This window comes from Dankookia rubra, from assembly GCF_004355005.1.
Lineage (GTDB): Bacteria > Pseudomonadota > Alphaproteobacteria > Acetobacterales > Acetobacteraceae > Paracraurococcus > Paracraurococcus ruber_A.
This window is the reverse complement of record NZ_SMSJ01000002.1, coordinates 17,581-30,054: the sequence shown is the minus strand read 5'-3', so window position 1 is coordinate 30,054 and position 12,474 is coordinate 17,581. Positions and strand designations below refer to the sequence as shown.

The following is a 12,474-nucleotide window of genomic DNA, read 5'->3' as shown; positions in this document are numbered from 1 at the left end:
GATTCCTGCGAGCACGGCCGGGCGCGGCGACCTAGGCTGCGGCCCTGCCACACGAGAGGGCTTGGCAAGATGGCCTCGATCCGCCGGGACATCCTTATCCGCATCCCGCCCGCCGTGGCCTGGGATGCCATCCGCGACGTGGGCGCGCTGCATACCCGGCTGGTGCCGGGCTTCGTCCTGGACACGCGGCTGGAGCCTGGGGCCCGCATCGTCACCTTCGGCAGCGGCCGGGTGCTGCGGGAGCGGATCGTCGATTGCGACGACGCGGCGCGGCGGCTGGTCTGGTCGATCGAGGATGCCTGGCTGGCGCACCACAACGCCTCGCTGCAGGTGCTGGCGGAGGAGGAGGGCGCGCGGGTGATCTGGATTGCCGACCTGTTGCCGCACGAGGCCGGCCAGCTGGTCGCCGGCTTCATGGAGCAGGGGCTGGCGACGATGTGCCGGACGTTGGAGGGCGGGCTGGACGGCATGGCCCCGGCCGGTGGAAGCTCGGACTCACCGCAACGGGAGGCCAAGCCATGACCGAAGCCGCGCCGCAGCCCACCATCGCCCAGAAGGCGCCCTATCCGGCCCAGGTCGAGGCGGGGAAGAGCTACTGGTGGTGCACCTGCGGCAATTCGGGCAAGCAGCCCTTCTGCGACGGCACCCACAAGGGCAGCGCCTTCGCGCCGCTGAAATACACCGCGGACAAGGATGGCCAGGTCTGGTTCTGCGGCTGCAAGGCGAGCGCCAAGGCACCGCTCTGCGACGGCCGGCACAAGGCGCTGTAGCCAGGGATGCGGCGCGCCCGCCGGGGCGCGCCGCCGAGTGGTCCCTAGCGCCGCAGTTCCTCCGGCACCTTGCCGCCGTTCTGCGCCAGCTTCTGCACGACCTGGCTGTGCAGCCAGATGTTCATCGCCGCGGAATCCGAGGTGCTGCCGCCGTAGTGCAGCTCCTGTGCCAGCTCCTTCCGGGCCTCGAGGCTGCTGTCGAGGCCGAGCAGCTTCATCAGGTCGACGATCGAATGCTTCCAGTCCAGCTTCTGCGACGACTTGGCCGCCAGGCCGTCGAGGATCGCCGCGACATCGACATTCTGCAGCGAGGCGGGCTGGCCGGCGCTCGCCGCGTCGTCGTTGGTGCCGGGCGGCGGCGGCGAGCCGCCCTGGGCTGCGGCCTCGCTGGCCGGGGTGGCGCCGGGCTGGGCGGCTTGGCTATGGCCGAAGATCTTGGAGATGATGTTGCCGAAAATGCTCATGCCGGGGCTCCTGGATGACCGATGGTTAGAGAGGTGCATCAACACCCCAGGCCTACTCCGGTTCGCCGCCGATCCCGGATCACTGTTGGATCAGTGACGGACCGAGCCCCCGGCTGCTGCTAGATCAGCGGCGCATCGTCCGGCTGCAGCGCCCGCCGCACGAAGCCGTCCGCCAGCGGCGCATAGGCCTGCCACAGCGCACGCAGCGCCGGCAGCGGGGCTGGCGAGAGGTCGATCCGCAGGTCGACATAGGGAAAGGTTTCCCGCCAGACGACCATCAGGCTGGCCGAGGTGACCTTGCCATGCTCGCCGCCTGCTGCCTCGCCGGCCTCGAGCCCCAGCAGCAGGCGCTCGGCGAGCGGCGCTTCGGGCGCCCCGAGGACACCGGCCAGCATCGCCGCAGGCACCTGTTCGGAGGCCAGGATATTGCCGATCGCCACCACTCCCGGCCCATGCGCGACCCCGCGCTCCGGCTTCACCTTCGCGCCGTGATGATGGGCGGTGCAGCCCGCGGCATCCAGCACGGCAAGTTGCCGCCAGCCCTCATGCGGCGTGGAGGCGACCAGGGCCGCGACCGTCTCGGCGGCGGTGCAGCCGCTCCGCAGCAGGTCGAGCCCGCGCGGGCCGAGCCGCGGGTCGGTCCGGTGCTGTGTCAGCACCGCGCCGATCCCGGCAGCGCAGAAAGGCACCCGCGTCGCCACCGCGATCGAGGAGGTGGTGACGGCCGCGCCGATCTGGCCGGTGCGCGGGCAGCGCGCGATCAGGGAGAAGGTCATGCCCGGATCGAAGCCTGTCGCCGCGCTTGCGTCCAGGGTCGGGCAGCGGGAGGATCGCTGCAGGAACGACCGGGGAGGCGGGGATGCGGCGCATCGTGCGGGGTGTGTTGCTGGCGGCGGCATTGGCCGGCCCGGCGATGGCGCAGGAGCGGACCATCCGTCTGGTGAGCGGCTTCGCCGCCGGCGGCGCCTCGGACCTTGTGGCGCGCCTCACGGCCGAGGCGATCGGCCCGCTGCTCGGCGCCCGGGTGGTGGTCGAGAACCGCACCGGGGTGAACGGCGTGATCGGCGCCGCCGAGGTGGCGCGCAGCGCGCCCGACGGCAACACCCTGTTCCAGTGCCCGATGAGCACCATGGCCATCGTGCCGCAGCTGGTCGGCGCCAACCTGCCGCTCGACCCGGGGGAGGCCTTGGCGCCCATCGGCAACCTCGCGCTCTCCTCCTACGGCTTCATGGTTTCGGCCAAGGGCCCCTATCGCAGCGTGCAGGACGTGTTGGCGGCGGCCCGCGCCCGGCCCGGCCAGGTCAGCTTCGGCAGCGCCGGGGTCGGCTCGGCGCAGCACCTCTCGGGCGAGTTGCTGAAGCAGAAGACCGGCACCGACATGGTGCACATCCCCTATCGCGGGGCCACGCCGGCGATCCTCGACATCCTCGGCGGGCGAACCGACTTCATGATCACCAACCTGGCCGATGTTCCGGGCCAGCTGCGCGAAGGCAGCATCCGGCTGCTGGCGCTGGCCGATACAGGCGGCTCGGCGCTTTACCCCGATGCCCGCCCGCTGGCCGAGGCCGTGCCGGGTTTCGACGTCACGGGCTGGTTCGGCATCTGCGCCCCGCGCGGCATGCCGGCCGAGCTCGCCGGCCGGCTGGAAGGCGCGCTGCGCCAGGCGATGGCGGGGGAGGCGCTGCCGAAGCGGCTGGCGGAGAACGGCCTCTCGCCGCGCTTCGAGGATGCCGCCACCCTGGCGGCGCGCATCGCCGCCGACCGGCAGACCTGGCGGGAGGTGATCCGCGCGGTCGGCGTGCGGGCCGAATAGGCCACGGCCCGGCGGGAAATGATCCCGGCGGGCCATGAACCGGGATGGTTCTGCCTCCAGCCTGTTCGCCCGTGGTCCGCGCCAAGGACGGATCGGCCTTGCCGCCGAGCCCGTCAGCCCGGACCGCCGATTTCCCAAGCATCAGCCTCTTTGCCCGGCTGCTGGTCCTCGTCCTGCTGACCGCCCTGCCGCCGCTGGCGCTGCTGGTCTGGCGCGAAGCGTATGCGGACCGCGAGCATCGCGCCGGCCTTGCCGCCGCGGCGCGCGACCTCACTCTGCGCACCACCGTGGAGCAGGAGCGGATGATCGGCGGCGCCGGGTAACTGCTCGGCGCCATCGTCTCCCGGCGCTTGGTCCGGGCCCTCGATGTCGAGGCCTGCTCGGCCAGTCTGTGGCAGATCGCCGCAGAATTCCCCGCCTATGCCGTGAACTTCGCCGCCACGGTCCCGGATCGGGAGGTATTCTGCAGCAGCGGCTGGCCAGGTCGGATCGTGGCGGACCGCTGCTGGTACCGGGCCGCGCTCGAGCGGAGCGGCTTCACCGTCGGCGAGCAGGTGGATAGCCGGAGACCGGTCGCCGCGTGCTGCACGTCTCGCGCCCGGCACTGGGCCCGGACGGCGGGCCGATTGCCATCCTGGATGCCGAACTCGATCTCGAGCAGATGGCGGCGACGCTGCAGCGGGCGCCCTTGCCGCCCGGCGCGGCCCTGCTGGTGGCGGACCGGAATGGCAACGTCCTGGCCGCCCTGCCGGACCGCAGCTTGGTCGGCAAGCCGCTGCCGGCCGGGCTGGCCCCGTCGCTGACAAGCGGCATCCCGGGCGTGACGGAGCCGCGCTGGGCCGGTGCGCTCCGAGTCACCGGCTACCAACCGGTCAACATGGCGCCGGGCGAAGGATTGTTCGTCGCGGTCGGGCTGGACCGCGACCTGGCGCTGGCCGAGGCACGGCGACGCGCCCGGGTGGCGCTGCCCGGCTCCACCTTGGCCGCGCTCGCCGCGCTCGGCCTCGCGCTCTGGTTCGCGGTGCGGTTCATCCGCCGGCCGGTGGCCCGGCTCGCCGGGGCAGCGGCGTGCTGGGAGGCCGGCGACCTTTCCGCCCGGGCAGGCCTGACGGATCGGTCGGAGCTCGGCCGGCTGGCAGCGGCCTGCGATGCCATGGCGGCGGCGGGGCAGGCGCGCGAGGCCGAGCTGCGCCGCGGCATCGCCCGCAGCGAGGTGGCAGGGGCGCGCTTCCGGGCGCTGTTCGAGGCGGCGCCCATCGCGGTGATGCTGGTCGACCCGAAGACCCTGGCCCTGGTCGCTTTCAAAGACCTGGCCTGCGATTTGCCTGGCCATGCCCGGGCGGAATGCGCCGGGTTGCACCTGCCCGACATCGACAAGGTCCACTCCGAAGCCGCCTTCCGCCCGCTGGCGGCGCCGAGGCTGCCCGGGCGCGGCACGCTCGAGACTCGCTTCCGCACGCGCTCCGGCGCGCTGCGCGACATGCTGGTGATCTTGAAGCAGGTCGAGCTCGGCGACCAGAAGCTGCTCTACGCCGCGTCGATCGACGTGACCGGGCGCGGCGCGAAGCCGAGATGCGGGAACGCCTTCTGCTGCGCGAGCTAGACCACGGGCCGCGCAATGCGCTGGCGGCGGTGCGGGCGCCGCTGCAGCTTTCGCCGCGCGACCAGCCGCCGGCGGAGTTTGCCCGCAACCTGGATGGGCGGATCGCTGCCATGACCCGGGCGCATGCGTTGCTGGCGGCGGAGCGCTGGCAGGGAGCAAGCCTCGACGAGTTGCTGGGCCAGGAGCTGGCGGCCTTCGAGACGGAAGCGGTGCCTCGCGTGCAGGCCTCCGGCCCGCCGGTACTGCTGAGGGCGGAAATCGCCCAGCCGCTTTCCTTGATGCTGCACGAGCTGCCGACCGATGCCACCAAGTACGTCGCGCCGTCACGCAAGGACGGGATGCTGCGGGTGGGCTTGGCCTTGGGCGGGAATGGCTGGCTGCAGCTGCGCCGGTCGGAACGCGGCGGACTGCCGCTGGCAGGCGCGCCGACACGCCGGGGGTTCGGCTCCAAGCTGGTGGACCGGGTGACCCGGGCCCGGCTCCACGGCACCGTGGCCTTCGACTGGGGCGCAAGGGGCTGGACGTGCTGCTTGCCATCCCGCTGCCGGAGCCGCCGAGCCTGGCGCGGGCGCCGGAATCCGCAATGGCCGAGGGCCAAGTCCAACCGGACGCTGGAGCCTGTCCTGCAACCGCGCGGCCGCGGCGGATCGGCGATCGGGCAGGCAATCCACCGCCCCTGCCGCTCACGAATCCTTTAAACCAGCGTGACGCACCCTTCGTTACCGTCTCCGCCGCGCCAGACAGGGGAGGGCAGGGATGACGGTCTCGGATCGCATCTATCTATACAACCAATGGTTCGACAGGCTGCCGCAGCAGCAGCAATTCCTGGCGGCCTTCTGGTCTGCGCTGGGCGGATTGGGCGTGATGCTGATGCTCACCTGGTTCGCCCGTATCCCCTTCACCCTGATGCTGATCCTGGTCCTGCTGGTCGTCATGGGCCCGCGGGTAATGTTCAAGTTCGATCTGATCGACCATGCCCCGGGGCTGCCCGCGCGCGACGTGGGCGGCGAGACGCATATCGCGGTGACCGCGCCGGCCTGGGTCTACCGGTTGAACCACTGGTTCGACGCCCAGCCTGACCACATGCGGATCCTGGCAGTGGCAGCGGCGACGGTCGGAACCTTCGTCGCCAACCTGATCCTCTATGCGCTGATCGGGTTCCCCGTCGGGCTGCTGGTGGTGCTGGCGGTGCTGGTTCTGGGCTGGGCCCGCGTGGTCTACGTGCAGCGCTGGTTGGTGCCGGAAGGCAACTCGGACCTGTCTCTGCACGCGGGTCGGCCTGCCCTGGCGGAGGCGGCCGGGCCGCGGATCGAGACCGCGACGCCGGCCGAGATGTCCCGCTAGGGCATGTAGCCGCCGCCGTTGATGTGCCAGACCTGCCCGGTTACCCAGGCAGACTTGTCGGAGGCCAGGTGCACCGCCAACTCGGCGATCTCCTCCGGGCGGCCTAGCCGCCCCAGCGGCAGGGCGCGGCCGAAGGCCTGCAGCTCCTCCTCGGTATTGCCGTAGCGCGGCTGCGCCGTGTCGGTGGTGCCCGGAGCGATCGCGTTCACCCGGATGCCATGCGGCGCAAGCGCCAGGGCCATCGACCGGGTGATGCCGATCACGCCGTTCTTCGTCGCGCTGTAATGCACGCCCACCGGCGTGCCGCGGATCGCCGAGGAGGAGAGGTTGACGATGCACCCCCGGGTGCCGGCGGCGACCATGGCCCGGGCCGCGGCCTGCGCCGCGAAGGCGCTGCCCTTCAGGTTGACGGCGAAGACCCGGTCCCACTCCGCCTCGGTCATCTGCAAGAATTCGACCCGCGGGAAGATGCCGGCATTGTTGACCAGCACGTCGATCCGGCCGAGCGCCTCGATCGCGCCCTGGACGATCGCCTGGCAGCCGGGGACGCTGCCGACGTCGCCCTGGATGAGCGCGGCCCGCCGGCCGGCGGCGCGCACCCCGGCGGCGACTGCTTCGGCATCCGCAGCATTGTCCAGCCAGTTGACCGCGACGTCGTAGCCCGCCGCCGCGAAGGCCAGGGCGCAGGCGGCGCCGATGCCCTGCTGCGCCCCGGTGACCAGCACCGCCTTCTCCGCCATCGCCGCCCCCATCCCGTGCTGCGACGCAGTATGGGGGGCTCGGGCGGCGGGTGTCACTTCGCCAGCGCGGCGCGGTAGCGGTCGAGCATCTGCTGGCCATCCGGCCCGGCCTTGGCCAGCCAGTCCTGCACCTGCTTCGCGCCTACCTCCCGCAGCTGCGCCATCAGCGCCGGGGAGGGCGCGGCAACGGTCATGCCCTTGTCCGCCAGCCGGGCGGCGGTCGCCCGCTCCGCCTCCTGCGCCATGGTCAGGCCGCGGGTGGCGGCGCGGCCGGCGGCGGCGCGCAGCGCCTCCCGGCTCGGCGCGTCGAGCGCCGCCATGGCGCGGCTGTTGACGATGATGACGTTGCGCGCCCGCATGCCGCCGACATCGGTGAAGACCCGGGCATAGTCCCAGGCGCTGGAATCGACCCCGGTCTGGGCCGAGGTGAACATCGCGCCGATGATGTTGGTGGCAAAGGCCTGGGCCAGCTCCGCCACCTGCACCGTGACCGGCACCGCCCCCATCAGCTCCGCCATCCGCACGGTGATGGCGTTGTAGGTGCGCAGCCGGGCGCCGCGCAGCTCCTCAAGCGAGGTCAGCGGCGCGCGGGTATAGAAGCCCTGGCTCGGCCAGTTGACGGCATAGAGAGGTTCCAGCCCCTGGCGCTGCATCCGGATGCGGATCGGCTCCTCCGAGGCCTTCATCAGCGCGGCGGAGGCGGTCCAGTCCTCGGCCAGGAAGGGGACGCTGTCGACCTCGAAGAAGGGGTCCTCGGCTCCGAAGACCGAGAGCAGGATCTCGCCCATCTGCACCTGGCCGCTCTGCACGCCGCGCTTGATCTGCGGCATCGGCAGCAGCGAGGCATTGGTGTGCAGCTGGATCTGCAGCTTGCCGCCCGACCCGGCCTCGGCATCGGCGATGAAGTCGCGCAGGTTGCGGGTATGGAAATTGGCGTCCGCATAGGCCGAGGCCATGACCCATTTGGTCTGGGCGGCAGCGGGCAGGGCGATGCAGGCGGCCAGCAGGGCGGCTGCTGCGAATCGGACCATGGACGGAGCTCCCCGGGATTTCGTTGCGAACAGTCTCGGGGAGGTGTCGCCGCGCCGCAAGCCCTGGACCAGATCGCCGGGGCGTGTAGCCTGCCGCGCATGACGCAGCTGACCGCCTTGCCCGAGACCCCGAGCTTCCGCCTGGATGGCCGGCGCGCCCTGGTGACCGGCGCCGGGCGCGGTATCGGCTTGGCGGCGGCAGTCGCGCTGGCCGGGGCCGGGGCGGCGGTGACCCTGGTCGCCCGCAGCGGGCACGAGATCGAGGCGGCGGCCGCGGCCATCGCCGAGGCCGGCGGCGCGGCGGATACGCTGGTCGCCGACGTGGCGGACGTGCCGGCGCTGCAGGCGGCGATCGCGGCGCGCCCGGCCTACCACGCCTTCGTCAACAATGCCGGCACCAACCGCCCGGCCCGCTTCGACCGGGTGACGCCCGAGGACTTCGACGCCGTCATGGGACTGAACACCCGCGGCTGCTTCTTCGCGGCGCAGGCGGTGGCGCAACGGATGATGGCCGAGGGGGTGCGCGGGTCGATCATCAACGTCTCGTCGCAGATGGGGCATGTCGGCGGGCCGAATCGCGGCGTCTATTGCGCGTCGAAATGGGCGATGGAGGGCTGGACCAAGGCGATGGCGATCGACCTCGCCCCGTTCGGCATCCGGGCGAACACCATCGGCCCGACCTTCATCGAAACGCCGCTGACGAAACCCTTCTTCGAAAATGCGGCGTTCAAGGACTGGGTCCTGTCGAAGATCAAGCTGGGGCGGCTGGGGCAGGTCACCGACCTGATGGGGGCGGTGGTCTTCCTCGCCTCCGATGCCTCGGCGCTGATGACGGGCTCGGCGATGCTGGTGGATGGCGGCTGGACCGCCGAGTAGCCGGTCCGACCGGTGGAGGGCGCCGCGGCGCCCGGAGCCGTGGCGAGGCCCGGCGGCAAGGGAGGATTTCTGCAATGGCACGCTGGTTGAAGACGAGCATCTCCGCATCCGACAAGGCGGATGCCGATACCAAGGTCCGCGGCATCGTCGAGGGCCTCCTGGCCGACATCGCCGCGCGCGGCGACGCCGCGGTGCGCGAGATGTCGGTGAGGTTCGACAAGTGGGACCGCGCCGACTACCGGCTGACCGACGCCGAGATCAAATCCTGCCTGGACCAGCTGACCGGCCAGGATCTTGAGGATATCCGCTTTGCCCAGGCTCAGGTGCGCAACTTCGCCGAGCACCAGAAGGCGGCGATCAGGGATATCGAGGTCGAGACGCTGCCGGGCGTGGTGCTCGGGCACAAGAACCTGCCGGTCAACTCGGTCGGCTGCTACGTCCCCGGCGGCAAGTATCCGCTGCTGGCCTCCGCCCATATGTCGGTGGTCACCGCCAAGGTCGCCGGTGTGCCGCGCATCGTCACCTGCGCCCCGCCGTTCGAAGGCAAGCCGGCGCCGGCGATCGTCGCGGCGCAGCACCTGGCCGGGGCCGACGTGATCTACTGCCTCGGCGGCGTGCAGGCAGTGGGCGCCATGGCGCTGGGGACCGAGAGCATCGCCGCGGTCGACATGCTGGTCGGCCCCGGCAATGCCTTCGTCGCCGAGGCCAAGCGGCAGCTCTATGGCCGCGTCGGCATCGACCTCTTTGCCGGCCCGACCGAGACGCTGGTGATCGCCGACGAGACGGTGGATGCGGAGATCTGCGCCACCGACCTGCTCGGCCAGGCCGAGCACGGCCCGACCAGCCCGGCAATCCTGCTGACGACCTCGGAGAAGCTGGCGCGGGAGACCATGGCCGAGGTCGAGCGGCTGCTCACCATCCTGCCGACCGCCGGCGTCGCCCGGCAGAGCTGGGCCGACTACGGCGAGGTGATCCTCTGCGACAGCCTGGAGGAGATGGTGGCCGAGGCCGACCGCATCGCCTCCGAGCATGTCCAGGTGATGACACGGGACGACGAGTATTTCCTCAAGCACATGACCAATTACGGCGCGCTCTTCCTCGGGCCGCGCACCAATGTCTCCTACGGCGACAAGGTGATCGGCACCAACCACACGCTGCCGACGCAGAAGGCGGCGCGCTATACCGGCGGGCTTTGGGTCGGCAAGTTCCTCAAGACCGTGACCTACCAGCGGGTGCTGACCGACGAGGCGAGCGCCATGATCGGCGAGGCCTGCTCGCGGCTCTGCATGCTGGAGGGCTTCGCCGGCCATGCCGAGCAGGCCAATATCCGCGTCCGCCGTTATGGCGGCCGCAACATCCCCTATGCCACCGCGGCGGAGAAGATCCGGTGAGCTTCGACCTCCTCCTCCGCGATGCTCACCTGCCGGATGGCAGCGCCGTCGATATCGGCGTGCAGGCCGGCCGGATCGTCGCCCTCGGCCACGGGCTGCCGGGCGAGGCGGCGGAGGTGGTCGAATGCGGCGGCCGGCTGGTCTCGCCTGGCTTCGTCGAGACCCACATCCATCTCGACAAGACATGCACCATCGACCGCTGCGCCTGCGAGACCCAGCGCTTCCCGCATGGCGCGATGCAGCGGGTCAGCGACATCAAACACACCTTCACCGTCGAGGACGTCACCAGCCGGGCGCAGCGCACGCTCGAGAAATGCATCGGCCATGGCGCCATGGTCATGCGGACCCATGCCGAGGTCGATCCCAAGGTCGGGCTGCGCGGCTTCGAGGGCGTGAAGGCGCTGGTCGAGCGGTACAAATGGGCGATCGACATCGAGATCTGCGTCATGCCGCAGGAGGGGCTGCTCAACAACCCCGGCACGGACGAGCTGATGGTGGCGGCGCTGCGCAACGGCGCCCGCGTTGTCGGCGCCGCGCCCACCTATGACAGCGATCCGGCCGGGCAGATCAGGCGGGTCTTCGAGCTGGCGCGGGAATATGACGCCGATATCGACATGCATGTCGACAGCGGGTCATCCGCCGCGCACCTCGACACGCGACTGGTCTGCGACCTGACGGAGGAATTCGGCTGGGGCGGCCGGGTTGCCTGCGGCCATCTGACCAAGCTCTCCGTCATGCCGCTGCCCGAGCTCGACGCCATGGCGAAGCGCATGGCGGACGCGGGCGTGGCGCTGACCGTGCTGCCCTCCACCGACCTTTACCTCGGCGGCCGGGAACGCGACCACCGGGTGGAACGGAGCGTCGCCGATGCCAACCGGCTGCACCGGCTCGGGGTGACTTGCTCGATCTCCTCGAACAACATCCTCAATGCCTTTACCCCGATGGGCGACGGCCAACTGATCCGCATGGCGAACCTCTATGCAAACGTGGTGCAGCAGGCGATGCCGGATGCCCTTGCCGATACCTGGGGCATGTTCACCGCGCATTCGGCGAAGCTGATGCGGCGGAAGGACTACGGCATTGCAGTGGGCAAACCGGCCGACCTGGTCCTGATCGATGCGCCCGACCCGGTGGCGGCGATCCGCGAGGTGACGCCGGTGCTGGCGGGCTGGAAGCGCGGCCGGCGCACCTTCACGCGGACGCCGGTGATGCTACACAGGCCCGACTAAAGGGGAAGCGACCGAATGGCCACGCGCCGCATCGGCATCATCGTGCATGGTGCCACCAGCCGCATCGGCACCACGCAGCACCTGATGAACAGCCTGCTGCCGATTCGCGCCGAGGGCGGCCTGCCGCTGGCCAATGGCGACCGCCTCGTCCCTGACCCGATCCTGGTCGGCCGCAGCGCCGACAAGCTGGCAGCGCTGACCGCCCGGCTCGGGGTGGAGCGCTGGACCACCGACCTCGACGCCGCGCTGGCCGACCCGGACGATGAGGTCTTCTTCGAATGCGCCTTCGGCGGTGGCCGGGTCGGTCTGGCGAAGCGGGCACTGGCCGCGGGCAAGCACATCCACCTCGAGAAGCCGGTCGCGGAGTCGATGGCCGAGGTGCTGGACCTGCGCGCCGTCGCCGAGGCCGCCGGTCGCAAGCATGCGGTGATGCAGGACAAGATCCACCTGCCGGGCCTCGTGAAGCTGAAGACGGTGCTCGACCTCGGCACGCTCGGCAAGCTGCTGTCGATGAAGCTGGAATTCGGCTGGTGGGTCTTCGACGGGGAGCACATCCCGGCGCAGCGCACCTCCTGGAACTACAGGAAGGCCACCGGCGGCGGCCTGGTGCTGGATATGTTCCCGCACTGGCGCTACGTCATCGACCACCTCTTCGGCGCGCCGACCGCGCTGACCTGCCACATGCGGACCGCCCAGCCGAAGCGCTGGAACGAGCAGCACCAGCCTTATGACGTGGATGTCGAGGACGAGGCCCGCGCCATCCTGGAATTCCCGGGCGGCATGGTGGGGGAGGTCTTCTCCTCCTGGGCCACTCGCATCCGCCGCGACGACATGCTGGTGGTGACCGCCGAAGGGACCATGGGCAGCGCCGTCGCCACGCTGCACCAGTGCTGGACGCAGTCGTTGGCCAACACTCCGAAGCCGGTCTTCCCGGTGCAGGCGCCGCAAACCATCGACTTCCGCGAGACCTGGGCCGAGGTGCCGGAGCTGCTGCCCTTCAAGAACAGCTATCGCCAGGCCTGGGAAGCCTATCTCCGCCACGTCGCCGAGGATGCTCCGAACACCGCATGCCTGCTGCAGGCGGCGCGCGGGCTGCAGCTGATCGAGGCCTGCCACGCGAGCCACCGCCAGCGGCGCTGGGTCGATCTGCCGGCCATGCAGGGCTGAGCGGGCCGGATGACCGGAGCACCGCAGGTGCGGCAGCCGGACTCGG

15 protein-coding genes are annotated in these 12,474 nt (G+C 70.9%); 11 read left to right on the top strand and 4 right to left on the bottom strand.

Features of this window, described 5'->3' with window-relative positions:
* Nucleotides 1-69 precede the first annotated feature (69 nt).
* The gene (locus tag E2C06_RS01885; protein ID WP_133286889.1) at nt 70-522 is read left to right on the top strand and encodes an SRPBCC family protein; all 453 of its coding nucleotides are present in this window, start codon (nt 70-72) and stop codon (nt 520-522) included.
* Complete coding sequence (locus E2C06_RS01880; protein ID WP_133286888.1) at nt 519-770, top strand: CDGSH iron-sulfur domain-containing protein; 252 nt, start codon at nt 519-521, stop codon at nt 768-770. Before E2C06_RS01885 ends, E2C06_RS01880 begins: the two co-directional genes overlap by 4 nt.
* Nucleotides 771-814: 44 nt before the next feature.
* Here the strand turns inward: E2C06_RS01880 and E2C06_RS01875 are convergent, their stop codons facing one another.
* The gene (locus E2C06_RS01875) at nt 815-1,234 is read right to left on the bottom strand and encodes a DUF3597 domain-containing protein (RefSeq protein WP_133286887.1); all 420 of its coding nucleotides are present in this window, start codon (nt 1,232-1,234) and stop codon (nt 815-817) included.
* Between the two features lie 119 nt (nt 1,235-1,353).
* Complete coding sequence (locus E2C06_RS01870; RefSeq protein WP_133286886.1) at nt 1,354-2,010, bottom strand: DUF1028 domain-containing protein; 657 nt, start codon at nt 2,008-2,010, stop codon at nt 1,354-1,356.
* A gap of 83 nt (nt 2,011-2,093) precedes the next feature.
* Here E2C06_RS01870 and E2C06_RS01865 point away from each other — a divergent pair, with 83 nt between their 5' ends.
* The 5 genes from E2C06_RS01865 to E2C06_RS01845 all read left to right on the top strand — a co-directional run bounded on the left by E2C06_RS01865 (nt 2,094) and on the right by E2C06_RS01845 (nt 5,994).
* Nucleotides 2,094-3,047 (top strand): Bug family tripartite tricarboxylate transporter substrate binding protein, encoded by a 954-nt coding sequence (locus E2C06_RS01865; protein WP_133286885.1) that lies wholly within the window; start codon nt 2,094-2,096, stop codon nt 3,045-3,047.
* A 44-nt stretch (nt 3,048-3,091) separates the two neighbouring features.
* Nucleotides 3,092-3,370 (top strand): hypothetical protein, encoded by a 279-nt coding sequence (locus tag E2C06_RS01860; protein ID WP_133286884.1) that lies wholly within the window; start codon nt 3,092-3,094, stop codon nt 3,368-3,370.
* 257 nt (nt 3,371-3,627) lie between these two features.
* The gene (locus E2C06_RS01855) at nt 3,628-4,650 is read left to right on the top strand and encodes a PAS domain S-box protein (protein WP_133286883.1); all 1,023 of its coding nucleotides are present in this window, start codon (nt 3,628-3,630) and stop codon (nt 4,648-4,650) included.
* Entirely contained in the window at nt 4,620-5,348 is a 729-nt protein-coding gene (locus tag E2C06_RS01850; RefSeq protein ID WP_133286882.1) for a sensor histidine kinase, read from the top strand. The genes E2C06_RS01855 and E2C06_RS01850 overlap by 31 nt, the downstream gene beginning before the upstream one ends.
* Nucleotides 5,349-5,406: 58 nt before the next feature.
* Nucleotides 5,407-5,994, top strand: a complete 588-nt coding sequence (locus E2C06_RS01845; RefSeq protein ID WP_133286881.1) for a hypothetical protein — start codon at nt 5,407-5,409, stop codon at nt 5,992-5,994.
* Here E2C06_RS01845 and E2C06_RS01840 read toward each other — a convergent pair.
* The gene (locus E2C06_RS01840) at nt 5,991-6,734 is read right to left on the bottom strand and encodes an SDR family NAD(P)-dependent oxidoreductase (RefSeq protein WP_165982153.1); all 744 of its coding nucleotides are present in this window, start codon (nt 6,732-6,734) and stop codon (nt 5,991-5,993) included. The genes E2C06_RS01845 and E2C06_RS01840 overlap by 4 nt on opposite strands.
* Before the next feature lie 53 nt (nt 6,735-6,787).
* On the bottom strand, nt 6,788-7,765 hold the full coding sequence (locus E2C06_RS01835) for a TRAP transporter substrate-binding protein (RefSeq protein WP_133286879.1): 978 nt from the start codon (nt 7,763-7,765) through the stop codon (nt 6,788-6,790).
* Between the two features lie 99 nt (nt 7,766-7,864).
* Between E2C06_RS01835 and E2C06_RS01830 the strand changes: the two genes are divergently transcribed.
* The 4 genes from E2C06_RS01830 (at nt 7,865) to E2C06_RS01815 (ending at nt 12,428) form a co-directional block, all read left to right on the top strand.
* On the top strand, nt 7,865-8,641 hold the full coding sequence (locus E2C06_RS01830; RefSeq protein WP_133286878.1) for an SDR family NAD(P)-dependent oxidoreductase: 777 nt from the start codon (nt 7,865-7,867) through the stop codon (nt 8,639-8,641).
* Nucleotides 8,642-8,715: 74 nt separating this feature from the next.
* Entirely contained in the window at nt 8,716-10,032 is a 1,317-nt protein-coding gene (gene hisD, locus E2C06_RS01825) for a histidinol dehydrogenase (RefSeq protein ID WP_133286877.1), read from the top strand.
* Nucleotides 10,029-11,261 carry an amidohydrolase family protein gene (locus tag E2C06_RS01820; RefSeq protein ID WP_133286876.1) on the top strand — a complete coding sequence of 411 codons (1,233 nt, stop codon included), beginning with the start codon at nt 10,029-10,031 and terminating at the stop codon, nt 11,259-11,261. The genes hisD and E2C06_RS01820 overlap by 4 nt, the downstream gene beginning before the upstream one ends.
* Nucleotides 11,262-11,276: 15 nt before the next feature.
* Entirely contained in the window at nt 11,277-12,428 is a 1,152-nt protein-coding gene (locus E2C06_RS01815) for a Gfo/Idh/MocA family protein (RefSeq protein WP_133286875.1), read from the top strand.
* The last annotated feature ends 46 nt before the right edge of the window (nt 12,429-12,474 follow it).